Consider the following 24,341-nt stretch of genomic DNA (forward strand, 5'->3'; position numbering starts at 1 on the left):
CTCCTTCCTAGCTCACGTGCCTGAGGGCGCAGGTGAAGCTTTCTATTCCGGTCGAGATCTTGCAGACCTCGCCCGAGTGGGGTTCGTGGATGTATCGGTTGTCTCCTATGTAGATGGCGACGTGGCCCGGCCGGTAGAGGATGTCCCCCGGCTGCGCTTGCGACAGGGGGAACGCGGCGAGCTCGCGGCGCTGGTCCTCGGTGTAGTGGCTGATCCGTATGCCGGCTTGGCGGTAGCAGTATTGGGTGAGCCCGCTGCAGTCCAAGCCGACCTCGGGGGTCGAGCCTCCCCAGACGTAGGGGACGCCGAGCTGGCTGTAGGCGGCCTGTACGATGACGCTTCCCGTCGCCGCGCCGCTTTTCCAATCCTCCAGGCTCATCCCGTCGAAGCGGTACAGGCCGTAGGCCTCCATGATGGTCTTGAGGGTCTCCACGTAGCTTGAGTCGGTGGCGTATCCTGCATCTTTGAGCCCCTCCGCCATCAGGTCCGAATCCTTCTTCTCCATCGCCTCCCTGATAAGGGGGTTGTCCTTGTACCGCGGGCTCTGGAGCAGCACCTTGCTGCGGAAGACGATGCAGTCGCGCACGGACTTGAAGCTCGTGAAGTCGGCCATGACGGTGACGTGCTGCCCGCCGTACTCCTCCCCGGTCTGCCAGCTGGACTTGCCCGCCACCTCGGGGCATTGGGCGAAGCTCGACGACCATTTGATGCCGAAGAGGTTGTTGTCCCTGGTCGCCAGCCCCGAGAGGCGGTCGCCCGCCCCCGATTCGCAGATGATCTGCGCGATGGTGCATCCGGCGGGGTGCCCGTACTCCTCCTGGCATTCGAGCGCCGCCTCGACCATCTCGACGGTGATGTAGGGAGGAAGCCCTTCGAGGGAGGCCTTGGAGGCCTCGTTCTGCCAGAAGCCGAAGAGCGCGCCGACGAGGCTCGAGAGCATGACGACGGCGAGCACCGCGGCGAGGGTTCCGGCCAGGATGCCTCCCAAGGGGGCGGCGATGGAGGAGATCGCGGAGGCTACCGCGCCTGCCTTCCTCTTGGCCGCCCCCTGGACCGCCGCTTCCCCCGTCTTCGATTCCGCCGCCGCCCGGGACGCCGCGTAGTTGCGGCGTTTCTGCAGCTCGCGCATGATGTCGGGCTTCTTCCCGCTTCTCGCTCCCTCGCGCCCGGGGGTTTTGGGCGGGTCCGCATCGGCCGCTGGGCGCCTTCGCGCCCCAGCGGCCTCGCTTTTCCCTCCAGGCAGGGATGGGTCGCGGGGCCGGCGAGGCTCTGCTTCGTCTTCGGCGAGGGCGCCTCCATCCGCTCCCGCGGCGTCCTTCCCGCCGGATAGGCGCTCGCGGGCATCGGCTGCGGCGCGGGCGGCGCGGTAGGGGTCCGCGATGCCTTCCAGCTCGTCCGATTCGTCGAGTTCCTCGATTGCCGCGTTCATCGCGGCAAGCCCCGCCTCCTGAGCTTTGATCCGTGCGCTGCTGGGGGATGCCTCCCTTTTCCGGGGACGCCTCTGCCCGAACTCGCCGTCGGACAACGACCGGAACATATCCCGCCCTTCGTCGAACTGCTCGGTCGAGCTGAATCCCGCCTTGCGCCGGTCCGTCCCGCTAGCTTCCATCGCTGGCTCCTGCGCGTTTGAGCGCGGCGATCTCGTCTGCCTTGGTGTTCCACAGGTCGTAGAGGCGGCCGTGGGGCCAGTCGTCGACGATGGGGACGCGCGCCGCTCCCGCGATGAGAAGGCCCTCGCCGGGCTTCACGCTGTCGTCGATGTATCCGAGCTCCTGCTCCGAGAGGTTGAGGAGCTCGCGCCATTTCTCGCCGTCGGTGAGCGACTGCTTGAACAGCATGAGGAAGTCGCTGTTCAAGATGAGGGTCCGTCCCTGCGGGTTGTCCAGCAGGTAGGTGGCGTTCTGGGTGATGCCGGTGGCGATGAGGCCGAACTTCCTGCCTTCCGCCCACAGCCTGGACAGGTAGCTGATGGTCGCGGGATGCCCGAAGAGCCCCTGTACCTCGTCGACGTAGAGCCATGTCGTCACGCCCCGGTCGAAGTTCCGGTACATGCGGTTGCGGATGAACTCGAGGGCGGCGACCATGCCGAACGCGCGCATGCTGTCCGGGAGGTCTCGGAAGCTGAAGCACATCATGGGGTTGTCGAACTTCACGTTGCTGGGGTGGTTGAAGATGGACAGCGCGCCGTCCACATATCGCTCCAGGCGAAGCGCGATGAAGCGCGCCTCGGGATCGTGCTGGTGCTTCAGCTCCTCGTGAACGTCCCCGATGAGCATCTCGCGCCCCTCCTCCTGCGCTTTCGCGAGGGCCTGCTTGAAGCAGCGGCTCACGATGGAGCGCTCGGCGTCGGTCTGGCGCTCGTCGCCGTCGGCCATCGACGCGCCGCACAGCGCGATGAGCGCCTCGGTCTTCGATGCGATCTGGAGCTGCTCCGACTGGTGGGTCACGTCGGCGATGCCCATCGGGTTGAGGAAGTTCCCGGAGTCGGGGGAGAGCCGGACGTGCCTTCCCCCGCAGGCCACGGTGGTGGGGCCGAACTCCTGGGCGGGATCGAGGATGATGATCTCGTCGTCGGGGTAGGCGAGGCGCGTGTTGGTGATCTCGCGCTTGGTCTGGAAGCTCTTGCCGCTTCCGGGCTTGCCTCCCACGAATCCCATGGGGCTTGCGAGCTTCTTGCGGTTGGCGATGACGAGGTTCAGGGAATGGCGGTTCTGGCCGTAGTAGCCGCCGCCTTCCTGGTTGAGCTCGAGGGTGGCGAAGGGGCTCTGGATGGCGATCTCGTCGGTGAGCATGTAGCGCTCGATGTCGATCTGGTTCGCCCCCAGGGGGAGGACGGAGTTCAGCCCCTCCAGCTGCCGATAGCATAAGGGGGCGAGCTCGATGCCGTTCGCCTGGGCGGTGGACACCAGGCGCATGACCTGGTCCTCGAGCTCCTCGCGGCTCGACGCGTAGGTCATCGCCAGGCCGCTGTAGCGGAACAGGTGCTGGCTGTCGTCCTTCAGGCGGTCGAACATGTCCTGCGCCTCGTCGCGCGTGTAGCGCAGCTCCGCGGGGAGCAGCGTGTAGTCATAGCCCTTTTTGACGGCGCTCATCTGGTCCTCAACCACCTCCTTGTCGATCCAGTTGAGGCGCTGCTTCACGAAGGAGAGCGCCTTGTTCTGCTCGAGGGCCCTGATGTGGGTCGAGATGATGAGGGGGATGGGCAGGTCAACCATGTCGGCCAAGCACCTGTCCGAAAGGTTGCTCTCGAAGCGGCGGAACGACATCACCTGGCACCACACGCCGTCGACGGTGAACCTGTCGTTGCAGCCGTCGGGCTTGAGGTCCATGAGGTTCGGCGAGACGAGGTCCTTGGTCGTCGTGCCCCTGTGCGCGGAGAGCTCCGACCAGTCGAAGCTGAGGGGCGGCTCGCCCGGACGCAGGATCGAATGGATGAGCCTCGTGCGCTCGGAGCCGTCCAGCGGGACGACGTCGCTGCGGATGCCGGTCAGCACGCTCGAGGCCATCGACCGCATGCGCGCGAGCATGGGGACGGCGCGTTCGGCATCCTGGGCCTCCACCGCGAAGGTGATGTAGCGCTCGCGTACCAGGTTCGACACCCCCTCGAGCATCTTCGCGTTCAGGATGTCGTTGTACTCCGCGGCGAGCGGGCCGGTGGTGTCGTCGCGCACCTCGAAGAAGGTGCGGTTGCCGATCTCCGAGTCGTGGATGGGCCGGTTGACGAGGGTCATCTGCATGCGGACGTCCGGCGTGAGGCCGTTGTAGAGCATCCGCATGCGCTTGCATATCGCAGCCTGCGCCTCGTTGCTCGCCGACTGGTAGCTGATGTCGCCGAAACGGTAGGTGCGGCTGTAGGTTCCGAAGTCGTTCATCGCGACGCCGTCGCGGAACAGCGCTTTGTAGGAAATGGATTCCGCGACGTTGCCGGCGCGCTTCCGCCTTCCCTTGCTGCCCTGCTCATCGGCTGCTTTGGGCTTCTTCTTGACGAAACGTGGGCTCATAGTTCTCACCGACCTTCCTCATGAGCTTCTTGAACTTTCGCGGGGTGATCGCCGGCTTGACGGGCTCCTCCTACGGTTGTTCCGCCAGGCAGAGCGACGATTCGTAGACGAGGGTCCCGGCCGAGGTGTGATGGCGCAGCGCGAGGGGCACGAACCGCTCGGGGCGCATCCCCTTGGGTTTCCAGAAACCGAGCAGCCAGAACGGCATGGACGACGCCATGATCGGCAGGCTCGCATCCGCGACGGGGACCCCGAGCCCGAAATGGCATATCGCCGCGGACGCGACCGACGCCGCTATGCCCGCGGCGATGCAGGCGAGCATGCGCGCCGAGAGCTTCCCGACGATCTTCTCCTCGTATTCCCCGATGTCCTTGTGAACGTAGGTGTGCTGCATGACGGCTCCTTAGCTGGGCATCCAGCTCGTGTCGAGCTGCCCGAAGTAGACCGCCGCGGCGATGATGATCGCCCCGCCGGCGATGGTCGCGATGGCGCTCGCCAGCTGCGCGCCGCCCGCGCCCGTCTCCGAGCGGATGGCGATGCCCAGGCTGACCGCGCCCCAGACGACGATGAAGCCGCCCAGGAACGCCACGCACCCGCTGACGAGGTTGATGATGTTCGCAAGCATGTGATGCCTCCTCCGTGATCGCGGGGCCCGTCGCCCTTCTGGCGACGGCTCCCCTCTATCAATGAGGTCGGCAGGGCCCGCTTATTTCGAAGGCGCTTCGATTTTTTCCATGCCCAGGCCCTCTTTGTGCCTCGGGTAGCTGAACGGCTCGGGGTGCATCGAGCCCTCATGGCCGGCGGCCTCCCTCCATCGGGGATGGGCGTCTGCGGGGTACTTGCCGTCGATGACCGGATCCGAACCGCTGAAGATGACGATGGCCTTGTCGCGGGGCAGCTTCCCGGCTTCGCTCGCCTGGATGAGGTCCCTCTCCAGCTTGTTGCGGTTCCTGGTGGTCGACCCGGTGGTACCGCGGGTGACGTTCCAGGTCTCGGAGTCGACCGTCTCCTTGCCGACCATCTCGCTCAGCATCTTGTTGGTCTTCGTCGACTTGCCGCCGAGGAACAGGAGCACGTCGCAGTTGTCGATGATGATCTGCGCCTCGTGCTCCCCGTAGCGGGCCTCGAGCTGGGCGACGGACTGGAGCATGATCGACATGGATATGTTGCGCGAGCGGACGGTGGTGATGACGTGGTCCATCTGGCTGAGGCGCCCCAGGTTGTAGAACTCGTCGCACATCAGGTGCAGGGGGCGGGGCAGCTCCCCGCCGTGGTCCCTGTCCGCCTTTTCGGTGCAGACGTGGATCGTCTGCCAGACCATCATCGCCATCAGGAAGCTGAAGGCGTCGGTGGTGTCGCTCGTCTCCGCGAAGACGACGCGCTTGCGGTCCGCCTCGCCGAAGCGGTCGAGGCCCATCTCGTCGAACATCGTGAGCTCGCGCATCTCCGGCACCATCATCGACTGCAGGCGGGAGTTGGTGGAGATGATCACCGATTTCAGGGTCTTGCCCGCGGCGGCCTTCAGGAGCGTCCAGCACAGCAGTGTGAAGTCCTCCTCCGGGGCCTTCGGGTCCGCCACCTGCCGCCATTCGAACGAGCTCGAGGACGCCCGCTTGAAATCGCGGCGGCCCTTCCGCGGCTCGGCCTGTTCGGAGCGCCTCTCGACGAGCATGGTGCCTTCCGCGATCTCGCGCATGAGCAGCTCGTAGGGGCTGACGAACGACTCGTCCTCCTCGCTCGCCTGCGCGAGGCTCAGCAGCGTGATGAGCCCGTTGAGGTTGCGGTCCTCGTCCGGGCAGTAGGATACGAGGTAGCTCACCTGGGTGAGGAGCAGAAGCACCGTCGTGTTCGTCCAGAACGCCTCCTCCGATTTCGCCTCCTCTCCGTTGGTGATGGATGTAAACGCCCTCACCCATTCGATGATGTCGATGGGGTTTTCGAGGTAGGCGAGGGTGTTGTAGTGGGCGGATGCCGCGGGGTCCTTGGTCGAGAAGACCACCACGTCGTAGCCGTGGTCGGCGAACATCTGCCCCAGGTTCTTCGACAGGGTCCCCTTGGTGTCGGTGAAGAAGAAGTCCTGGTTCGCCTGGAGCGCGTTCGGCATGACGTACATATGGGTCTTCCCGCTTCCCGTCCCGCCCACGACGAGGATGTTCTTCGCCCTGCGGTAGGCGCGTTTCAAGCACGATTGGTCGACAGCGAGCCCGACGTGGCGGGTGAGGATGATGTTGTTGTCGGGGTGCTTGCGGTCGGAGAACCTCTTCGCCGCATCCGCCGGCGCCAGCCATCGGGCGCTGCCGTGCTCTTCGCCATGCCGGAAGTTGCCCGACGCGAGCGTTATCTGGCTCCAGGCGATCCAGACCGCTATCGCGCATATCGCGCCCGCAAGGAGCGGCATCTGCTCGAGCGTTACGGGCCCGTTCTCTATGACGTAGGACGGCAGCGCGGCAGCGGCTGCCGGCAGGTTGGCCGTCCATGCGCCGTCGAGCGCCGAAAGGCATGCGACGTAGGAGTTCCCCGCGACGAACGCAGCGACGGAGCCCGCTGCCGCGGCGATGATCCCCGCCGTCGATACCCTGCCCATCAGACGCGTTCCCTCTCCCGTTTCTCGACGCGCCCCGTTTCGCGCGTCTCCCGTTCGGGCGCCCTTGCCTCCTCGGCGTACCTGCGCACCGTCCTGACCCGTTCCTGCAGCCTCTTCTCCTTGCGGGGGTCGGCCTTGCCCGCGCCTTCGCCGCGCTGTTCGGGCTCCGGGTCGTCCCTGCCGATCTCCCTTGCCCGCTCCATCGCCCTCACCGCCTGCTCATAGGCCTTCTCCACGCGGTCGGCGAGGTTCCCGAACGCATCGGAGAGATCCTTCGCCTCGGCCGTGCGGAAGAGCAGGTACCGCCTTCCGTCGGAAGCGTCCTCGAACCATTCGTGGACTATGCCGCGGGCCACGAGATCCTTGTCCATGATCTCCTTGAGGTCGTTCCATCCGTCGATGCCCGTGAACTCGTGGAGGTCGAGCTTCGCCCAGCCCTCGCGTTCCACCGCTTCGGGCATCGGGGCCCCGCTGCTTTCCATGACCCGTCCTTGGGCGTTGCGCAGCGCGCCCGCCAGCTTCGACGAGCTTGCGTAGGCATGGTGGCGCCCGCGCTCCACCATGATTCGGATGCTCCAATCGAGGAGCTTGTCGCCGGCGTCGTCGCCGAAATCGTCTGCCATCCTGATCACTCCCATCTGGTCTTTTTCTTCGTTGTCATTCATGCCCGAGGGTTTCGTCGGGGGGCGCGTGCGCTGGCGCGGATGCCGTCTTCATCGGCTATCCCTCCTCGGGCTTTTGGGCCTCGAGCCAGTGCTCGCGGGCGTCGATGTCGTGCTTGCGCGCCATGTACAGGTACCAGCGGTCCCAGCTCTCGCCGCGGCATGCCCCGTCGGCCTGCATCGCCTCGTAGAGCTCCTTCGCCTTCGGATCGCATCCGTCGAGCGAGTAGAGCTCGTACATCAAGTCGGTCGGGCAGCTGAGGGTGCGGTTCCTGATCTCGTTCGCGTGCCTTCTTTTCGCCTTCGCGTTCGCCTTCTCGGCCAAGGCGCAGTAGCCTTCCGGGTTGTTGGGGTCGAGGAACTTGCCGAGCTCCGGGTAGAACGGGCGCCTGCCCTCCTTCGGCGGGTTGAGCTTCTCCCATTCCTTCAGCATCTTCGCGATATGGCAGGGCATCACGCCCTTGCCGTGCAGGGGTTCGTAGAGCCTACGTGCGGTCTTCTCGCTTTTCATATAGGGGTAGCTTCGCGAGATCTCGGCGAAGGCGGCTTCGAAATCGCCGCCGGAAGACCCTTCCCGCCGCGGCTCCGAAAGGCCGCGCCCCCCATCATCTTTAGTAGGCTTTTCTATTCCTTTCTTATTGGGTGGCCTCCCCTCAGGTGACCCCTGATCCCAGATCAGGGGTAGGGGTGAGATGGCTTCATCCGTCCCGCCGTCTACGGGTGAAGTGGCTTCAGGGGTGCCTCCTCCGCCGCATCTCGAAATCGCCTGGGCGACCGGTTCGAGGGTCGCGGCGTACATGTTCGTCACCCTGCCGCCCCATTTGCGCTCCCCGACGTTGACGATCAACCCGCGCGCCTCCAGCCCGTGCACCACATCGATCGCGTGGCGCTCGGAGCAGCCCGCGCGATGGGCCGTCATCGCGTTGCTGCCGTAGTAGCAGCCGCCTTTCCCCTGGCTGTAGGAATAGATGAGGGCGTACACGGCGAGCTCGACCCCTTTGAGGGAAAGGCCCTCCTTGCAGCTCATGAACTCGAAGATGCAGTAGAAGCTCTCGGGCGGGACCCTTGGCCCCGGCCTCTTGTCGTTGTGTTGCATGCCGGCCTCCTTTCGACGTGCGGGGACCATCCTCGTACGTCTATGGGGTCGGGACATGCCCCGGCATTTCGACGCTTCCCGAGATTCCCGATTGAATTTCCCCAATTCTTCGAAACGCGGCCCCTCCTTTCGACCCCATAGGCGAAGGGGGTCCCGCCCGGGCCCGCAGGATCCGTCGAAAGGAGCGCGCGTGGAAGAGAGAAGCGAGATCAGGGACTTGACGGACGTCGCCATCCCCGCGGGGGTCCCCGTCGAGGAGCGCATCGCGAGCTTCGTCGAGCAGGTGGGCAACCCCTACGAGTTCACCAGCCATGGAGTGAGGGTGCGCATCAGCTTCGCGGGCCAGGTGCCCATCGAGGACGCGGTCGCGCGGATGCTGGGCCTGGAATCCGAGTAATGCCCTATCGGCGCGCGCCCGGAGCGTGCTAGAATCGTCGCTGAGGAAAAACAGCTGAACGGCGACGTTTTTGGTCGACTCTCCGGGCGCGTGCTTGGTCGCACGCACCCAACGAAGGAGAGTCGATTTTTTATGCCCAGAGCAAAGAACAGGGCGGTGCGCTTGGGAAGCTACGCCAGGTTGTCGCGCTGCGACGACTTGGACGGGGTGTCCGGCAGCATCGTCAACCAGCAGCAGATCATCCGCCAATACTGCGAGAGAAGCCCGGAGGACCTGAGGATCGTGCGCGAGTACGCCGACGACGGCGTGTCGGGCACGACGTACGACCGCGAGGGCTGGAAGGCGCTCATGTCCGATCTGGAATCGGGCGTCATCGAAGGCTTCGTCGTCAAGGACTCGAGCCGATTCGGGCGCAACTCGATCGAGAGCGGACTTCTCCTGGAAAAGGAATTCCCCAAGATGAACGGCGGGCGGGGGGTCCGCGTCATCATGATATCGGAGGGGTACGACTCCGCGTCGAGCGACCCCTACATGTCGAGCATCATGCTCGCGTTCCGCGGCATGCTCAACGAGAACGTCAGCCGAGACACGTCGGTGAAGACGCGCGCGGGGCTGCACGCCAAGATGCAGCGCGGGGAGCGCGCATGCTCCTTCGCCCCGTACGGATACAAGAACGATCCCGAGAAGAGAGGGCACCTCGTCGCCGACGGGCAAGCCGCCGCCAACGTCAAGAAGATCTTCCGCATGAAGCTCGAGGGAATGTCGCCCCAGTCCATCGCCGACGAGCTCAACCGCCTGGGCGAGCCCTGCCCCGGCCTGTACAAGCTGGAGAACGGCATCCGGTTCACCATGCCCTTCGCCGGGGGAGGCAGGCCGAAATGGGGCCCCAACACGGTCATGCGAATCCTGTCCAACGAGATATACACGGGCACGATGGTCCAGGGCAGGACCTACACGCCGAGCTTTCGCAGCAGGAAGACGCTTCCCCGCGCCCGGGAGGAGTGGTTCCGCAAGGAGGGAACCCACAGGGCCCTCGTGAGCCGCCATGAATTCGAGGTGGTCCAGGACCTCATGCTGAGGGACACCAGGACCGCCCCCGGATCGAAGAGGGTCGCCCTCTTCAGCGGCCTCGTCTACTGCGCGGAATGCGGCCAGCAGATGCTGATCCGCACGGGGCGCAACGGGAACCGCTACCTCACCTGCTCGACCAACAAGCGCGACAAAGGTAGCTGCAGCTCGCACCTGTTCAACGAGGAGCGCCTGAAGGGGATCGTCTCCGAGGCCGCCGAGGCGCTGGTTGCCATGAGCGTCGACTCCGCCCGGTTCGCCGCGGATCGCCGAGAGGAGCTCGTCCGTGAGCGCACGGCGGACGTGGACGAGCGCATCGACGAGGCCCGCAGGCGCCAGGAGCGAGCGCTGCATTTCCGCCACGGCCTCATAGAGGACCTCGAGGCGGGCGTCATCAGCAAAGACGAATACAACCTGTTCGCATCCGCCTACGCCTCGCGCATCAGCGAGGCGCGCGCCGCGGTGCTCGAGCTCGAGCGCGAACGCGAGCAAGTGGCGCAGCTGGTGACGGACGCCGAGACCGCCCTGCGGCGCTTCGCGAGAAACGGCAGCATTGGGGAGCTCGACCGCAGGAAGGTCGTCGAGCTCGTCGAGAGGATCGACGTGCACGAAGACAAATCGGTCGACGTGCGCTTCCGCATCCAGGACGTGGTAGAGCGCGCCGGAATCCGGCTCTCGGAAGGGGAGGTGGCGTGATGGAGGGGAATAGGACGCTGCGCGCGGCGATATATGCGAGTGCCTCTAACTGGGCCCCGCTCACCCGGCGCGACATCCCCATAGCCGAGCAATCGGCGCGGTGCAGGGAGGCCATCGAAGCCCGTCCCTACCTCAAGAGGGTGGGCACCTACCGCAACCGATACGAGAACGGCGAAGCGGGCGATTACGAGCGCCTCATAGAGGACGCGATCAACCGGCGGTACGACTGCCTCGTCATCTGCGGCGGGAACCATTTCGGCCCCACGGAGCGCGCGGCGTTCTTCCATATCGGGCGGTTCATGGTGCCCGCCGGGATGCGGGTCATAGACATCGGCGAGGGATGGGACACCGGGATCATGGGCGGAAGAAAGTACGCGTTCCACCTGACCTCGATGGCGAGGATGGAGAAGAACGCCAGGAAAAGGAGGGATGGGAATGGCTCGTAGGAGCAGGAGAAGCGATGCCGTCGACGCGAAGCCGGAGTCAAAGGGCAGGGTGTGCAGGATGGGAGTCTACGCACGGACCAGCAAAAGCTACGACGACGACGGCTGCAGCATAGCAAACCAGCAGCGCATAGTCGCCGACCATGTGGACAGGCTTCCCGACGGGGTGGTGGCGGCCTACTACGTCGACGACGGCTTCACCGGGACCAACCAGGACCGCGATGCGTTCCAGAGGATGATCGAGGATCTGAGAGCGGGGAGGATCGACGGCATAGCGGCGAAGGACGCCAGCAGGCTCGGCCGCGACTACGTGGAATGCCAGTCGTTCATCAGGGACATGCTGCCCTCGTTGGGCGCTCGCCTCATACTCGTGTCGGACAGGGTCGACAGCAAGGACAACGCCACCCTCGACGATTTCGCCATCGACATGAGGAGCCTCCTCAACGACCTGTACAGCAGGGACCTCAGCAGGAAGATCCACGCGACCTTCGAATCCTCGCGTCGCCGCGGCCCCCTCATCCTGGGCAACATCCCCTACGGGTACCTGCGCGATCCGAACGATACCCACCATCTGGTTCCCGATCCGGCGACCGCTCCCATCGTCCGCGAGATGTTCCGCATGAAGATCGCGGGCAAGGCGAACGCCGCTATCGCACGTTGGCTGGAAGAGGTCGGGGCACCCACCGCCGGAGAGGTTAAGTACGCTCGCGCGGGCATGGAAGCGACCAGCAGGGATTCCAGGCGATGGCATGCGCGCAACGTCAGCCGTATGCTCGAGAACCCCGTTTATGCAGGCAGGGTGGTCATGAACAAGTGGACCCAGAAGCGCTACCTGGGCATCCCCCACGAGAAGAACGACGAGAGGGAATGGCTCGTCGTGGAAAACGCCCACGAGCCGCTGGTGCAGCCCGAGCGCTTCGACGAGCTAAGGCGCGCCCATGACGAGAAGGTCGCCAAGAAGAGGGAGAAGCGCGCCGCCACCGACCGCATCAGGCAAAAGCACCCCGACAGGCTCCCGGGGAAGATGCGCTGCGGCATCTGCGGCGCGCGCATGTCGATCTGCCGCTGGATAGAGGACGGCGTTTTCTGGGGGGCCGAGTATATGTGCAACAGGAAAGACGCCGGGGAAGGCGGCGGGCGGCATCGCATCGCCGTCCCCTTGGTCGAGACGATCTGCATGGACGTCATCCGCAGCCAGATAGAGCAGCGCGTGTCCATCGAACGGCTCGTGGATTCCAAGATGGCAGACGGAACGCTCTCGAGGCGTCTTGCGGAGGCGACGAAGGGCATCGCCGCGATCGAGAGGGAAATGGAGGACATCGAGGACAGGGCGCTGAAGCTCAAGGGGGAGCACATGGGCAGCGGGATATCCTCGCGCGACTACAAGCGCATAGAGCGCACGCTATGGTCGCAGCTCGAGGAGGCTAAGAAGCGCCGCAACGACCTGGTGGCGCGCCGCGACCTCCTCGACTCGATCGCCGAGAACGGGGCGGGACTGTTCGCCGAAGGGGCAGGGGCGTCCCTCATGGACAGCTTCAGCGCGGAGCTAGCCGACATGGCGATCGAGTCGGTTACCTTCGAGGGGGACGACAGGGTGTCGGTCCGGCTCAGATTCACGGACGCCTACAGCAGGATGAAGCAGATCGAGGAGGCGCTGTCATGATCGCACTCTATTGCAGGCTCTCGGTCGCCGACGGCGACGGGGGAGAATCGGATTCCATCGCGAACCAGCGGTTGATCCTCGCCGACTTCGTCGCGTCCCGCGACGACCTCAAAGGCGAGGAACACCGCTTCTTCGTCGACGATGGGATCAGCGGCACGCATGCCGAGAACAGGCCGGCCCTGCAGGAGATGCTGCGCTGCTGCCGCGAGGGTCGCGTCAGCACGGTCGTCGTCAAGGACCTGTCCAGGCTCAGCCGCGACAACCTCTTCTGCGTCGGCATGGTCGAGGACGAGCTGCCCTCGCTGGGCGTGCGCGTCATCGCGGTGGTGGACAACTACGACTCCAGGCGGGACGGCAAGAACGCTTCGGCGGGAATGCAGCTGGGATTCAAGGCGATCATGAACTCCTGGTACTCGAAGGACCTCTCGCGCAAGGTCACACAGAGCATCAGGAGCGAGCATGCTCGGGGCATGAACCTCCACACGGTTCCGTTCGGCTACCGGAAAGGGGAAGGCGAGTACACCTGCACGGTGGACGAGAGGGGCGCCCCGGTTGTCCGGAGGATCTTCGATCTGGCACTAGACGGCCTCAATCAGACGGAGATCGCCTCGAAACTCAACGAGGAAGGGGCCATCACCCCCCACAACCTCAAGGTGCTGCGGGGCAAAGGGTGCCGATGGGAGGCGAAGCCGAACCAGCGCTGGACCGGCACGATGGTGAAGAGGATAGTGAGGAACCCCCACTACAAGGGGACGCTCGTCCTCGGCAAGACGAGGAGGAACGAGATCGGCCTCTGCGCGGCGCGCAAGACGGCCCCGAGGGAGAGGTTCGTGTTCGAGAACGCCCACGAGGCCATCGTGGGAGCGGCGGACTGGGCCCGCGCGCAAGGTTCGATGGTCGATTTCGATCGCGGGGGGACGGTAGAGCCCCTCGGGCACCTTTTCGCGGGGTTCGTGTTCTGCCCCCATTGCGGGAAGGCGGTTTCGTTCAGGGCCGGAAGGAGGCCGGGGCTCGCCTGCTACACGGCGTACTGCGGGTGCTTCCGGGAAGCCCCCTCCATCGCCCTGCACGACCTCGAGGAGGCCGTCGCGTCGGTCGTGCGAACCCATGTCGAACTGCTCTTCGGGCTCTCCGACGCGATCGAGGCGGCGGAGGCGTCGCCCGAGAGGATCGCGGGGCTGCGCTCGTCGCTGAGGCGGCTGTCGGCTCGGAAGATGCGGGCCTACGAGGAGTACCGGATGGGGGAGAGGAGCCCCGAGGAGTTCGCCGCGCTGAAGGCCGCCATGGACACGGAAGGGAAGTCGGTCCGGCATGAGATCGAGCGCATGGAGGCCGCCGCCGAGAGGAAGGCCTCCGCGTTCATCGATGCGGAGCGCGCGTTCGAGATCGCGCTGCGACTCGAGGGGCAGGAACTCTGCCGTGAGACGCTCGAGGCGCTCGTCGACCGCATCGAGCTTCTGGGCGACGACGAGGTCCGCATCACGCTCAAGTACGCCGACGTGTTCGAGCGGCTGGGCTGAGCTCCATGGGGACGCTCCTTCTCGGCAGGCCCGCCGCCGCACCTCGGACGCGGATAGTCGCCGACGTCCGCGTCGTGCGCAAGGGCGTCGATTCTTTTCCGATTTCTTTCCGCCCCACGCGCGTCGCGCGGCGAAAACAAATGGGAAAACAAACGGCTGCCGGGGCAGCCTTTGACTTTTCTCCCTTGCGCTCTCCTCGCCGCCGGCGCCATGCGCGCCACGAGGCTCGCCAAAGGGGCGGGCCGAAAGGTCAAGGAGGTACACATCATGAAGGATCTGCTCGAGCGCGCGATCAAAGCATCGGCTACGTTCCTGGAGCGCAGGGGCTACGAGATCCTCGACCGCAACTGGAGCAACGGCGGCAGCGCGATCGACATCGTCGCCCGCGACGAGGACGGCGTCATCGTGGTGGTCGATGTCAAGGCGCGGGTCGGAGCCGACAAGGGCTTCCCGATCGACACGGAGGCCTCCCGCGAGAGGCTCGAATCCGCGGCGGCGCAGTGGCTCGCGGAGCACGACGACGAGCCTGTCGACATCTCCGTCAGATTCGACGCCATTTCGATGATGGTCATCGACGACAGCCGGGCCTTCCTCCGCCATCACGTCAACAGGTTCGGCACGGCGGACGCGGTGGCATAGAGCCCCTCCGCGTCCCAAGGCGGGCCCCGGGCGACCGGGACTCGCCTTCCGCGTCCGATGCCGCCGCGAGCGCGGCGGCGCGGGGGAGCGCCCCCCCGCACGGGCGCCCAAGGGCGCCGGCGCCCTTGGGGAACCCCGCTTCGACCTCCATGCCGGTCGGGCACGTCTCCGGCTCATGCGCCGCCTGGGCTGTGGCGCGCGAACGCCTCTGCTCCGGCTCCCGCACGACATCGCCACAAATCCGCTTCGCGCATTGGATGGGGATGGCGCCCCCGCTTCGTGCAGGAGCCTCCGTCCAGGCGACCGCGCGCCGGGCGGCATCCAAGGGATGCAGGGCGGGGCCTGCATCCGGCGGGCCCGAACGCGACCGATTGGAGGATCAGGTGGAAGAGCTGAGGGATCTCGAAGACGTGACGGTGGATGCGAGCCTTCCTGTGGAGGAGAGGGTCCGCTCGTTCGCCGATCAGATCGGCGACCCGTACCACTTCACGACTCATGGGGTGGAGGTGAGGCTGAGCTTCGCCGGCCAGATACCCATCGAAGGAGCCGTCGCCCGGATCCTCGGGATCGACGACGCGCCCCTCCCGCTGCCGGAGGCGGCTGGCGCTTCCGCGGGGAGCGCCGCGTGAAAGTCGAAATCGGAACCGTATCACGACCTTATAGGCAAGGGGCCTCATCGCCCCGTCCGGAAAGGAAGGAAGACAGCATGAAGGTAATCACCGCCAGCAACTTCAAGGGAGGGGTCGGCAAAACGACCACCGCCGTTAACCTCGCGGTGCTGTGCGCATCGCACGGGTTGGAGACCCTCCTCGTCGACTTGGACCCCCAGGCGTCGGCGAGCGACTATTTCGGGCTCTACGACGCCGCGGATGAATCGCGACGCAACTCGGTGTCCCTCCTCTACGAGGAGATGCCGATCTCGGAGGCGGCCCACGGGACCCGGGTCGAGCATCTGAGATGCGTCCCGACGACGCTCGACCTCATCGACCAGAACGAGCTCATGCTGCGTGAGCAGCGATTGAGGTTCGCCCTCGACGACGCCGAAGGCGACTTCGACGTCGCCATCCTCGACTGCGCGCCGAGCGCCAAGCAGCTCGCGATGTGCGCCTACATCGCGACGAGCGGACGCGGGACCGTGGTGATCCCGGTGAAGCTCGACTCGACGGTCATGCGGGGCACTGCCTCCGCGGTCGCCGCGGTGCAGGGCGTGGCGACGAAGCTGCGCATGCCGGTGCCCGATTGGAGGATCCTGCGGACCTGCGTTCCCGGGCGGGCGACCATCGCCGAATCCACGGGGGCGGCGGTCCTCGACCGGTTCTTCCCCGACCGCCAGTACGACACGGTCATCCACCATTCCGCGAAGGTCATGGAGGGGAGCTGGGAGTGGAAGCCCATCGTCTCGTTCATGCCCGGCAACCGCGCGGCGCAGGACTACGCGGCGCTTGGAAAGGAGATGGGACTGTGGGACGAGTAGACGACATAGCGAGGCGGTTCAGTCTCGCGGGCGTGCTCGACGAGAACGCCCGGGCGCGGGAGAAGTACCCGATCGTCGAGCTGGACGTGGCGTCCATCGCCGACCATCCGGACAACGGGGCCTACAGCATGGACGGGGACGCGATCCGCTCCCTCGCGGACTCCATCAGGAGGGACGGCCTCACCGACATCCCGCTCGTGCGCAGGATGGAGGACGGCTCGTTCCAGATGATAAGCGGGCACCGCCGCAAGGCGGCGTTCGCCTTGCTGGCGGCAGAGGACGACGCCTTCTCGAAGATCCCCTGCAGGATCATCGAAGGGATCAGCGACGAGGAGTCGCGGACCCTCCTGCACACCGCAAACTACTTCACGCGCGAGCTCACCGTCATGGAGAGGGCTCGCGCCACCCAGGCGCTGGGCATCGAGGTGAAGCGGATGCGGGAGGCGGACCCCGGCCTCAAGGGGGTTCGCGGCGCCGACATCAAGGCCGCGATCATCAAGGCCCAGACCGGGCGCGACATCGCCCCGAGGACCATCGAGCACCACGAGCGGATCGCCCGCGCGGTCGAGACGAAGCTCGAGCCCCAATGGAGGCAGAGGGCCGAGGGCGGCGAGCTGAGCGACTCCGATATACAGAGGCTGGCGAGGATGGGCCGCGCCGAACAGGCGGAGCTCGCCGCCTCCGCCCCCTCGGGCAAGCCGGTGTCCGAGCTCATCAAGGAAGCGGAGCGGGCTTCGAAAAACGCCTCGAAAAAGCGCGATAAGCGCAGGTCAGATGCAACTGCGCAAAATTTGCGCAGTAACCCTTCCGCGCTCGTCTCGCAGGCCGCCGAGCTCCTCCGGCAGGCCCGTTCGGCGATGGCCGCGGGCGCCGCGGTAAGCCCGGAGTCGGTGGCCGAGGCCGAGCGCGAGCTGGCCGCCGTCCGGTCGTCGATGTAGCGGCCGGCTGCCCTGGAACCCCGTTCCGGGGCAGTTTTAGCAAGCAGCCTGTTGCGTATCACAGGGCCCTCCGGAGCCCTGCGCCACGACAGCAGCGCGCACTGCCCATGGCCCGCGCCATAGGCAGTGCGCCTTCAGAAGCGCCATCCCGGCAGCGCCGCGTGCCGCTCCTGAAGGCCGATGCGGGGGTGGCCCCGCGCCCCAGAAAGGAACGAGCCCATGCCCTACCAGAACATGATCAGCTGCAGGCTGAACGACTACGACAGGGACGTGCTCGGCGAGGCGGTCTCACGCTCCGGCATGTCCCAATCCGAGTACCTCCGATCGCTTCTGCGCATCCCGGCGGAGGCGAGGTCGCAGACGACCGTCTACGCCGTGGACGGCAAGACGATGGGGAAGCTGGCGACCGAGCTGATCCGCTGGGGCCGCCATTACAACCAGGCGGTCCACGCCCTCAACACCATCGCCTTGTACATGAGGAAGGGGAGGCCGTCGAACCCCGCCGAGCTCGACGCGAGGCTGGGGCATGTGGGCATGCTGCTCGAGGAGGTCGAGGGCGGGAGGCGCGACCTCGAGTACGCCCTGTGCGAGATCGCCGAATCCATCACCGTGAGGCGGGATTAGCGATGCCCATCGTCAAACCGATCAGCGGGCATACGGGATGCGCAGGGATCGAGCGCTACCTCACCAAGGGCGGCCGCGCGCTCGCGGTTGACCTGGTGAACCTCGATTGGTCCCCCGAGCACCCCTGCGGGTTCCGGGGGTGGGCCGACGAGATGGACTTCACGCGCATCGCGTTCGGAAACCACACCCCTTGGAAGGGCAGGCCCGCCCGCACCTACAAGCACTACATTGTGAGCCCGGATCCCACCGACGAGATCTCGCTGGAATCCCTGCGCGAACTGACGCAGGCCTGGGTGGGCGAGAACTTCCCCGGCTTCCAGGTCGCCATCGTCTACCACGACGACAACGAGAACGGGGTCATGCACGCCCATGTGGTGGTGAACAACACCAACCTCGACACCGGCTCCCGTCTTCAGGACCCGGCCCCGAAGGAGCTCATGCGATCGATCCAGCGGCTTGCCGAGGAACGGGGCCTCAGCTTCTTCTCCGAAGATCGGCAGGCGGGTTCCCCGTCGAGGTTCCCCTCGAGGAGGGGGCGCCCGGGGGAGAGCGTGCATTTCCGCAGGGCGGAGAAAGAGCTCCTCGAGAAGGGCGGGTACTCGTGGGTCGCCGACATCAGGAACAGGGTCCTCATCGCCAGGCGAGCCGCCCGGGACGAAGCGGACTTTCTCGGCATCCTCGACGAGATCGGGATCGAGGTGTCCGATGCCGCCGTCCGCAACGGAGCCGCCGACTGGGTATACGGGCTTTCCGGCGAGGGGGCCAGGCGGATCAGGGGCGAGAACCTGGGAACCTCCTTCGGCCAGCGCGCCGTGCGGCAGGAGCTTGCGCTGCGCTCGGCGCCCCGTAAGGCGGACGTGGTGAGGGAGATCGCCCGAAACGCCGTGAAAGTAGGAAGTCTGCAGGACCTGAACGCCCTCGCCGACGCGCTCGACGCGTTTTCGCGGGAGGGGATCAGGAGCATCGCCGACTGCGAAGCGCGCATCGCGGCTATGGAGGCCGGCGGGGACTACGAGTCGATGGAGCGTCTCGCGGAATACCGAGACTACGCCGAGGAGAAGGGCATCCTGCCGCAACATTCCGCCAGGAAGCGCAGGAGGGTGGCCCCGGACGACGAGCATGCGATGACGAAGAGGGGTCCTCGCGGAGGCGCGCCGCGACAGCATCCCCCATCGCAAGGCGGTAGGAACAGGGACGAAAGGGGAAGGTGAAGATGAGGGTGGAGATCGTTTACGGCGACGGGAGGATCGGCGTCTTCGACACCGCGAATCTGGTCGCCGGCCAGCCGTTCGGGAGAGCCTGCATAACGGCAGAGCTCGTCATGCGTTTCGACATGGCGGATCGCGAGGGAATCTGCCTCGACATCCATCATCACGACATCGCGGCGGAAGCCGACGACGCCGACGTTCCGTTCGCGGACCGATGCAGGGGATATCGGGTCTGCTTGGCGGAACCCTGCGAGCTCGACGGCATCGAGAGCGTCATCGTCGACGACCGGGTCGTCACCTGGAGGCAGGCGGGGCGTTTCGTCGACGGGGTCCGCTTCGAGCGGGCGCAGCGGCTCTGGTATTCGGACTCCCCCAACGCGGGGGACAACTACAAGGCCTGCAGCATCTACGACTATCTCGAAGCGGCCCGCCCCGACCTTCGCGGCGACCCCGAGGCGATCTGCGCGCTGTTCGGGTATCCGGTGGAGGCGTTCGTGGAGGCGAGGAAGGCGGAGAGCGCCCAACCCGAGGAAGACGAGGAGGTATAGCCATGTTCAGATGCGTGTTCGGATTCTTCCGATGGCTCTTCAAGGCCGTGTTCCGCTGGTTCATGTGAGGCTTGCCAAGTCACGCTTCGATAGGAAACGAAAAACCTCGGAGATGAATCCTGGCACGCAGGCGGCTGCAAGTCACTTGCGATTACCTTTGGGAATGATTGCGAGTTGATCCTATGCGTCGTCCTGTGCTGCGGACGAGATTCTCGTTACGAGGGCGTTTGCCCACGCCACCGCCTCGCCTGCCGTCTCCAGCACGTCGAGCCCTTCCGCTTGCGCAGCGTAGAGGGCATCCCAGCCCTCGCCCTTGGCTATGGTCGGCGGCCACGCCTGTTCTTTTCTGTAGGCGAAAAGCCTCTCGCATGTCCTGCATGCCAGCCCGTAGTCGACGTCGCCGTTGTTGACGATGATCTGCAGGTCGATGAGGTCGTGGGCGCGTTCGCTGCCCGCACCGCTCACGGCGTGCAGCTTCTGGGCGATCTGGTGCTCGAGCTTCATGCAGGGCACGGGGCCCGGTTCGGGGAAGCCAAGCTCCTCCAGGACCGCTGCCGCCTCGGAGGACTCGACCAGGTCGGGATCGTCGGCATCGCCGATCTCGTTGTGCCCGACTTCGAGAGGCAGGGTCATCCACGACTTGCCGTTGTAGGACAGCTTCAGCTCGTAGGGGCGCATGACGTAGGCGGGAGGGACGCTTTCGGGCGCGTGGGGCTTCTTGGGCACCACTACGCCGGTGAAGCCCGCCCACCCCGCGGCGAGCGACTCCTCGAGCCTTCCGATGTAATCCTCCAGCGAGGAGGCTCGTGCGGTGTCGAAGTCGCGGGAGAACCGCGTCTCGTCCTTGCCGAAGCGGATCTTGAGCGCGTTGCCGCCCTTGGCCGCTCCGTCGGGGAGCATCTGCCCGACGATGACCGAGGCGATGAGTCGCTTGATTCGGTTGGGGTCGTCGCCCATGCGGGCGCAGAGCCTGTCTATGGCGATGTCGAGGTTGCGCCTGCTGTTGGGCGCCTTTGTCTTCGGTTCGGTCAAGCCAGCTCCTCCTTCAGGGCCCTGTATTCCTTTTCGGTGACGAGGCCCCTGTCCCTCGCCTCGTCCGCCGCTTCGAGCAGGCGTTCGGGCATGACGGAGCCGTTGCATGCGCGCAGGGCGTCCGCCACGCTCTGGGAGGGGATCCCCTCGTAGAGCGTGGGGGAACAGCCTTTCGGCGCCGGAGTCAGACGAACCCATGCGGGCAGCCTCCTGCGAACGCGCCTCGGCGTGGCGACGGTCACGGCGGCGGGGTCCACCAGCGCCAGGCCGTGCATGGAGAGCACGGCGTCGCCCCACAGGTACGCCCCGTCGCCCGCAAGGGCGACGGCCTCGGCGAACGGGTCGTAGGGGGTCGGCACCCAGCGCGCGAGCTTGTAGACGCCGTGCCCTTTGCGGATGAGCCTGCCGTCGTTGCACCAGCGAGTCATCTCCCCGGTCGTCACGCCCGACTCCCGCGCCTGCGAAGCGGTCACGATGCCGTGCCCGTCGGCCGCGATCTCGTATATGTCGTCGAAATGAGCCATGCCAAAATACTAACACTTCTGTATGCCTTTTGACAGTATCGTACAGAAGGGCAATTCCCAGATAGGAGGCTATCCTGCGGGTTCAGGAAAGTCCTTACCTCGTTTCTGATTAGCTGTACGCTCTTTTCGAGAAGATAGACGAAGCGGCTACGGTGAACTGACAAATCGGACGATGTCTCTTAGTTTGCGCGTTCTACCGGCTTGCATCGACGGCTCTCTCGGCGGTTCGGTTCTCGGCGGATGCGGTGCGGGCTGCTCCGGCGCGCTCGGTTAGGCGCCTCGCATCGCGCCCTGGCGTCCTCTCCATCTCTCCGCGTTCCCGTTCTCCCGGCTTTCGTGTCCCAAGTATCTGCTCCTCGATGCCGTCGATGATGCCGTGCGATGCCAGGCGAACATCGTCGAGCGACGCGCGCAACTCGGAGATCTCCTTGCCGCTGCTCCATGAGGCGATGTAGCCGAAGCTGTAGTCGCTCGTGTCGAGCCCGAGCCAGTTGGAGACGACGAAGGCGACGCTCTCCGCTTGGACCTCGCGAGTGTTCCGGTCGGGCAGCGGGCGGCTCTTGTCTTCGGGCTCGAAGTCGTGCATGACGCTGTGGGCGAGCTCGTGGACGGCGGTTTTGAGTGTCTGCGCCTGAGGCATCCCTTCCTGGATCACGATCCTCTTGGGGTCGGCGTGGGAGAAAAAGCCCTTCGCGCCGCCGCTGATCTCCTCGAAAGAGATCGGGTATTTGCTGATCTTCCCGATCGCGTCCATCACGGTTTCGAATTCCCCGACATCGCCCTGCAGCTCATCGACGCCCATGGACGGAAGATCCCTGCCTTCGGTCTGGCTCACGTCGAACACGGTGGCGAGACGGAAACCCACGAGGCGCTTCGCTTCGGCTTTCTCGGCATCCGGATCGCCGGTGTCATGCTGTTCGTCTTCGGGCAGCTTGCCCTTCACGACGATGGGGCTGAGGATCCGGATGCCTCGCTCTCCCTTTTTGACGTGCCTTCCGAACTTGTCCTGCCAAGCGCGGTATCCCGCAACCAGGGTGGCGTCCGGCCTCTGCCATGCGATGAGCATACAGTTGTTGAAGCTGTAGTTGTGGAAGTGGGACATCACGGTGAGGTATTCCATGTACTTCCCCGAGGTGAAGATCTCCTCGACGCCCTCTTCCAATCTCTGGAGGGTCTGCTGCAGCTCCTCTTCTCGCTTCGCTGCGGCATCTGCGCTTTTCCAGCTGCTCTTCGCCATCGTCATCCGCCTCTCTCTTGCCTGCCTTCCTGACTACGTGGTCGAGAAAGAGGGCGTCGTTTCGATAGCTCGTTCCTCGCGTCGTAAAATAATTGGAACGCGAAAGGGGGCATGCGATGATCTACGGATATGCCAGGAGCAGCGACGATGCCGAAAGGGATGCCGCCGTGAGGGCTCTCGAGGAGCATGGCTGCGACGCCGTGTCGGCGGATGCGGGCTCCCGGGTATTCTTCGATGAGGTCGTCGCAGGCGCTTCCGATGCGGATACCGTCGTCGTCCCCAGCCTGTCGCTGCTCGCGCCCGATGTGTGCGGAGTCCTCGACGCGCTGGCTAGGATCGAGTGCGCGGGGGCGACTTTCATGGCGCTCGACGAAGGGATAGAGGCAGCTCCCGGCGACCCGTTCTTCTCCCATATGGGCGCGTTGTCGAAGGTGGCTTCCCGCGCCCGATCCCGAACCATACGGAACGGCATGGGAAAGGCGCGCGCCAAAGGAGGGAGCGTGGGGAGGCCGGCGGCGGACTCGTCCGCACTCGAAGAGGCGATGAGCATGAAGAAAAGCGGCGAGTTCACCGTCCGGGAGATCGTCAAGGCGACGGGTGTCAGCAAAGCGACCCTCTACCGTCATTTGGGCAAGGCCGGCGCCGGCGATACATAGAGAGCAGGGGGCGCCAAGGCTCCCGAAGGCCCGCTCCCGCATAGCGCCGATTCCACAAACGGGGTCCAGCTCGTGTTCTCGCCCTATGGGACGGGGAGGCGTTGCGCGCTGCCGAACTTCGAGTATTTCAGCAGGAAGATGGATTCCCAGAGGCATTATTGGAGACGATACCTTTACGCGGAGTACGAGCAGGCCTGCAAGAGGGAGGGGTTCCGCGCGTATTCGTTCAACTCCTTCTGCCGTGAGCTTCTCGCATGGCGCAAGCAGGTGAGGGCGGAGCAAACGGGGGAGTGGTACCCCGCTGAGAGGGCGACCACCTACTGGTCCACCATCGGGGAGAGGGAGGGGCGGCTCGACCTGTTCGTCGCCCAGCTTTCATCAAGCGATATGACGTTCTGCCTTGCCTCGAAGGGCCGTAGCTACCGTGACTGGATGCGCTGCTGCGCCGCGGCGTACGAATACTTCGGCGGCGTTCCCTACGTCACCTGCTGCCCCTATCCCAATCTGTCGCGCGACGGGGCGGCCACGCTCGAGGCCTTTGCCGCGCATTTCAGGACCGTCCTCTACGGAGCCCGACCAAAATCGATGAAGACGGCGGTCAGGAGGGGAGGGCTCCTCGATGAGAAGGGCTCCTCATTCGTCGCCTCCCATGTGCGCGCCGACTTCGCCCACGTGGCCTTCCTGTCGGAGGACGAAGCCAACGCCCTGATCGTCGACAGAGCGGACCTCTACAACTCCACGTCGTTCGGCGGCGAGCCGTCGCGCCGCACCCTTTTCGAAGAGACCGAGGCCGAGCTGCTCCTCCTGCTTCCCGAAGGGGAGTACGGGTTCGACCGATGGGCGAGGCGCACGGTTCAACGGGACCATCATTTCCTCTACGGAGGCGTTCGCTATTCCGTGCCGTTCCGCTACGCCTTCGAGGAGGTGAGGGTCCGCGTCGCTGATGGAGCGATCGAGGCGTACCACATGGGAGAGCTCGTAGCCCGACACGTCATGCCGGGGAAAGGAACGACCGCGAGGACGGTAACCGATGAAACCCACAGGCCTCCCGGCCATAGGTGGTTCGCCAAGAGGGTGGAGAGAAGGTTCCTTGCGTTGGCGTCCGAACTGGGACCTTGGGTCGTCAAAGCGATGAAGGTCGCGCTGCGCCAGTGCCGATCCGAGGGGCGTGGCTTCAAGAGATGCAAGGAGCTCATCGATTTATCGAAAGAGTCCTCGCATACAACGCTCGACGAGGCGTGCAGGAAGGCCATAGGGTCCGGCGACCCCTTCTCCGTCGAAGCGGTACGCCAGGAGATGGCGGTGAGAGCCTGATGCCCCGTTTGCCTTAC

At 65.4% G+C, this 24,341-nt stretch carries 24 protein-coding genes; 14 read left to right on the forward strand and 10 right to left on the reverse strand.

From position 1 onward, the window contains the following. Window positions 1-7 precede the first annotated feature (7 nt). From GT590_RS01900 to GT590_RS01930, 7 genes are all read right to left on the reverse strand, one after another. Window positions 8-1,609, reverse strand: a complete 1,602-nt coding sequence (locus GT590_RS01900) for a glucosaminidase domain-containing protein (RefSeq protein WP_161170835.1) — start codon at window positions 1,607-1,609, stop codon at window positions 8-10. Then, window positions 1,599-4,001 carry a VirB4-like conjugal transfer ATPase, CD1110 family gene (locus GT590_RS01905; protein WP_192925273.1) on the reverse strand — a complete coding sequence of 801 codons (2,403 nt, stop codon included), beginning with the start codon at window positions 3,999-4,001 and terminating at the stop codon, window positions 1,599-1,601. The genes GT590_RS01900 and GT590_RS01905 overlap by 11 nt, the downstream gene beginning before the upstream one ends. 70 nt (window positions 4,002-4,071) lie before the next feature. After that, window positions 4,072-4,395: a PrgI family protein gene (locus GT590_RS01910; RefSeq protein ID WP_161170837.1), complete on the reverse strand. Its 324-nt coding sequence runs from the start codon at window positions 4,393-4,395 to the stop codon at window positions 4,072-4,074. A 9-nt stretch (window positions 4,396-4,404) separates the two neighbouring features. After that, window positions 4,405-4,626, reverse strand: a complete 222-nt coding sequence (locus GT590_RS01915; protein WP_161170838.1) for a hypothetical protein — start codon at window positions 4,624-4,626, stop codon at window positions 4,405-4,407. An 81-nt stretch (window positions 4,627-4,707) separates the two neighbouring features. Then, on the reverse strand, window positions 4,708-6,585 hold the full coding sequence (locus tag GT590_RS01920) for a VirD4-like conjugal transfer protein, CD1115 family (protein WP_161170839.1): 1,878 nt from the start codon (window positions 6,583-6,585) through the stop codon (window positions 4,708-4,710). Continuing rightward, window positions 6,585-7,250, reverse strand: coding sequence for a hypothetical protein (locus tag GT590_RS01925; RefSeq protein ID WP_161170840.1), 666 nt, complete (start codon window positions 7,248-7,250; stop codon window positions 6,585-6,587). Before GT590_RS01925 ends, GT590_RS01920 begins: the two co-directional genes overlap by 1 nt. Window positions 7,251-7,305: 55 nt before the next feature. Further along, window positions 7,306-8,343 carry a helix-turn-helix domain-containing protein gene (locus GT590_RS01930; protein WP_161170841.1) on the reverse strand — a complete coding sequence of 346 codons (1,038 nt, stop codon included), beginning with the start codon at window positions 8,341-8,343 and terminating at the stop codon, window positions 7,306-7,308. Between the two features lie 190 nt (window positions 8,344-8,533). Between GT590_RS01930 and GT590_RS01935 the strand changes: the two genes are divergently transcribed. The 12 genes from GT590_RS01935 to GT590_RS01990 all read left to right on the forward strand — a co-directional run bounded on the left by GT590_RS01935 (window position 8,534) and on the right by GT590_RS01990 (window position 19,561). After that, window positions 8,534-8,740: a DUF6870 family protein gene (locus GT590_RS01935; RefSeq protein ID WP_161170842.1), complete on the forward strand. Its 207-nt coding sequence runs from the start codon at window positions 8,534-8,536 to the stop codon at window positions 8,738-8,740. 132 nt (window positions 8,741-8,872) lie between these two features. Further along, a complete protein-coding gene (locus GT590_RS01940) occupies window positions 8,873-10,504 on the forward strand; it encodes a recombinase family protein (RefSeq protein ID WP_161170843.1) in 1,632 nt (543 codons plus the stop codon). Further along, on the forward strand, window positions 10,501-10,950 hold the full coding sequence (locus GT590_RS01945) for a hypothetical protein (RefSeq protein ID WP_161170844.1): 450 nt from the start codon (window positions 10,501-10,503) through the stop codon (window positions 10,948-10,950). The genes GT590_RS01940 and GT590_RS01945 overlap by 4 nt, the downstream gene beginning before the upstream one ends. Then, window positions 10,940-12,610, forward strand: a complete 1,671-nt coding sequence (locus GT590_RS01950; protein WP_161170845.1) for a recombinase family protein — start codon at window positions 10,940-10,942, stop codon at window positions 12,608-12,610. Before GT590_RS01945 ends, GT590_RS01950 begins: the two co-directional genes overlap by 11 nt. Then, window positions 12,607-14,130, forward strand: coding sequence for a recombinase family protein (locus GT590_RS01955; protein WP_161170846.1), 1,524 nt, complete (start codon window positions 12,607-12,609; stop codon window positions 14,128-14,130). The genes GT590_RS01950 and GT590_RS01955 overlap by 4 nt, the downstream gene beginning before the upstream one ends. Window positions 14,131-14,397: 267 nt before the next feature. Then, complete coding sequence (locus GT590_RS01960; RefSeq protein WP_161170847.1) at window positions 14,398-14,769, forward strand: YraN family protein; 372 nt, start codon at window positions 14,398-14,400, stop codon at window positions 14,767-14,769. A 383-nt stretch (window positions 14,770-15,152) separates the two neighbouring features. Next, window positions 15,153-15,398 carry a DUF6870 family protein gene (locus GT590_RS01965; RefSeq protein WP_161170848.1) on the forward strand — a complete coding sequence of 82 codons (246 nt, stop codon included), beginning with the start codon at window positions 15,153-15,155 and terminating at the stop codon, window positions 15,396-15,398. Window positions 15,399-15,475: 77 nt separating this feature from the next. Beyond that, window positions 15,476-16,243, forward strand: coding sequence for a ParA family protein (locus tag GT590_RS01970; RefSeq protein ID WP_161170849.1), 768 nt, complete (start codon window positions 15,476-15,478; stop codon window positions 16,241-16,243). Further along, entirely contained in the window at window positions 16,231-17,181 is a 951-nt protein-coding gene (locus tag GT590_RS01975) for a ParB/RepB/Spo0J family partition protein (protein ID WP_161170850.1), read from the forward strand. Before GT590_RS01970 ends, GT590_RS01975 begins: the two co-directional genes overlap by 13 nt. Before the next feature lie 219 nt (window positions 17,182-17,400). Continuing rightward, on the forward strand, window positions 17,401-17,805 hold the full coding sequence (locus GT590_RS01980) for a hypothetical protein (protein ID WP_161170851.1): 405 nt from the start codon (window positions 17,401-17,403) through the stop codon (window positions 17,803-17,805). A gap of 2 nt (window positions 17,806-17,807) precedes the next feature. After that, window positions 17,808-19,016, forward strand: coding sequence for a relaxase/mobilization nuclease domain-containing protein (locus GT590_RS01985; protein ID WP_161170852.1), 1,209 nt, complete (start codon window positions 17,808-17,810; stop codon window positions 19,014-19,016). Between the two features lie 2 nt (window positions 19,017-19,018). Then, the gene (locus GT590_RS01990; protein ID WP_161170853.1) at window positions 19,019-19,561 is read left to right on the forward strand and encodes a hypothetical protein; all 543 of its coding nucleotides are present in this window, start codon (window positions 19,019-19,021) and stop codon (window positions 19,559-19,561) included. A gap of 180 nt (window positions 19,562-19,741) precedes the next feature. Here the strand turns inward: GT590_RS01990 and GT590_RS01995 are convergent, their stop codons facing one another. The 3 genes from GT590_RS01995 to GT590_RS02005 form a co-directional block, all read right to left on the reverse strand. Then, window positions 19,742-20,593 (reverse strand): nucleotidyl transferase AbiEii/AbiGii toxin family protein, encoded by an 852-nt coding sequence (locus GT590_RS01995; protein WP_240129739.1) that lies wholly within the window; start codon window positions 20,591-20,593, stop codon window positions 19,742-19,744. Further along, entirely contained in the window at window positions 20,590-21,117 is a 528-nt protein-coding gene (locus GT590_RS02000) for a type IV toxin-antitoxin system AbiEi family antitoxin domain-containing protein (protein ID WP_161170855.1), read from the reverse strand. Before GT590_RS02000 ends, GT590_RS01995 begins: the two co-directional genes overlap by 4 nt. Window positions 21,118-21,310: 193 nt before the next feature. Then, a complete protein-coding gene (locus GT590_RS02005) occupies window positions 21,311-22,354 on the reverse strand; it encodes an ArdC-like ssDNA-binding domain-containing protein (protein WP_161170856.1) in 1,044 nt (347 codons plus the stop codon). A 116-nt stretch (window positions 22,355-22,470) separates the two neighbouring features. On the opposite strand from GT590_RS02005, the gene GT590_RS02010 reads away from it, so the two are divergent. Both GT590_RS02010 and GT590_RS02015 read left to right on the forward strand, forming a co-directional pair. Continuing rightward, window positions 22,471-23,010, forward strand: a complete 540-nt coding sequence (locus tag GT590_RS02010) for a recombinase family protein (RefSeq protein ID WP_161170900.1) — start codon at window positions 22,471-22,473, stop codon at window positions 23,008-23,010. A gap of 72 nt (window positions 23,011-23,082) precedes the next feature. Next, on the forward strand, window positions 23,083-24,324 hold the full coding sequence (locus tag GT590_RS02015) for a hypothetical protein (protein ID WP_161170857.1): 1,242 nt from the start codon (window positions 23,083-23,085) through the stop codon (window positions 24,322-24,324). Window positions 24,325-24,341: the final 17 nt, after the last annotated feature.

The sequence above is a fragment of the Eggerthella sp. BIOML-A1 genome, assembly GCF_009875595.1.
Taxonomy (GTDB): Bacteria; Actinomycetota; Coriobacteriia; order Coriobacteriales; family Eggerthellaceae; genus Eggerthella; species Eggerthella lenta.

What these genes read in the sequence shown, in the direction of transcription:
- GT590_RS02000 (WP_161170855.1), bottom strand. Translation starts at nt 21,117, where the DNA reads ATGGCTCATTTCGACGACATATACGAGATCGCGGCCGACGGGCACGGC.
- GT590_RS02005 (WP_161170856.1), bottom strand. Translation starts at nt 22,354, where the DNA reads ATGGCGAAGAGCAGCTGGAAAAGCGCAGATGCCGCAGCGAAGCGAGAA.
- GT590_RS01915 (WP_161170838.1), bottom strand. Translation starts at nt 4,626, where the DNA reads ATGCTTGCGAACATCATCAACCTCGTCAGCGGGTGCGTGGCGTTCCTG.
- GT590_RS01920 (WP_161170839.1), bottom strand. Translation starts at nt 6,585, where the DNA reads ATGGGCAGGGTATCGACGGCGGGGATCATCGCCGCGGCAGCGGGCTCC.
- GT590_RS01940 (WP_161170843.1), top strand. Translation starts at nt 8,873, where the DNA reads ATGCCCAGAGCAAAGAACAGGGCGGTGCGCTTGGGAAGCTACGCCAGG.
- GT590_RS01950 (WP_161170845.1), top strand. Translation starts at nt 10,940, where the DNA reads ATGGCTCGTAGGAGCAGGAGAAGCGATGCCGTCGACGCGAAGCCGGAG.
- GT590_RS01900 (WP_161170835.1), bottom strand. Translation starts at nt 1,609, where the DNA reads ATGGAAGCTAGCGGGACGGACCGGCGCAAGGCGGGATTCAGCTCGACC.
- GT590_RS01910 (WP_161170837.1), bottom strand. Translation starts at nt 4,395, where the DNA reads ATGCAGCACACCTACGTTCACAAGGACATCGGGGAATACGAGGAGAAG.
- GT590_RS01960 (WP_161170847.1), top strand. Translation starts at nt 14,398, where the DNA reads ATGAAGGATCTGCTCGAGCGCGCGATCAAAGCATCGGCTACGTTCCTG.
- GT590_RS01930 (WP_161170841.1), bottom strand. Translation starts at nt 8,343, where the DNA reads ATGCAACACAACGACAAGAGGCCGGGGCCAAGGGTCCCGCCCGAGAGC.
- GT590_RS01955 (WP_161170846.1), top strand. Translation starts at nt 12,607, where the DNA reads ATGATCGCACTCTATTGCAGGCTCTCGGTCGCCGACGGCGACGGGGGA.
- GT590_RS02010 (WP_161170900.1), top strand. Translation starts at nt 22,471, where the DNA reads ATGATCTACGGATATGCCAGGAGCAGCGACGATGCCGAAAGGGATGCC.
- GT590_RS01925 (WP_161170840.1), bottom strand. Translation starts at nt 7,250, where the DNA reads ATGAATGACAACGAAGAAAAAGACCAGATGGGAGTGATCAGGATGGCA.
- GT590_RS01905 (WP_192925273.1), bottom strand. Translation starts at nt 4,001, where the DNA reads ATGAGCCCACGTTTCGTCAAGAAGAAGCCCAAAGCAGCCGATGAGCAG.
- GT590_RS01970 (WP_161170849.1), top strand. Translation starts at nt 15,476, where the DNA reads ATGAAGGTAATCACCGCCAGCAACTTCAAGGGAGGGGTCGGCAAAACG.
- GT590_RS01980 (WP_161170851.1), top strand. Translation starts at nt 17,401, where the DNA reads ATGCCCTACCAGAACATGATCAGCTGCAGGCTGAACGACTACGACAGG.
- GT590_RS01990 (WP_161170853.1), top strand. Translation starts at nt 19,019, where the DNA reads ATGAGGGTGGAGATCGTTTACGGCGACGGGAGGATCGGCGTCTTCGAC.
- GT590_RS01985 (WP_161170852.1), top strand. Translation starts at nt 17,808, where the DNA reads ATGCCCATCGTCAAACCGATCAGCGGGCATACGGGATGCGCAGGGATC.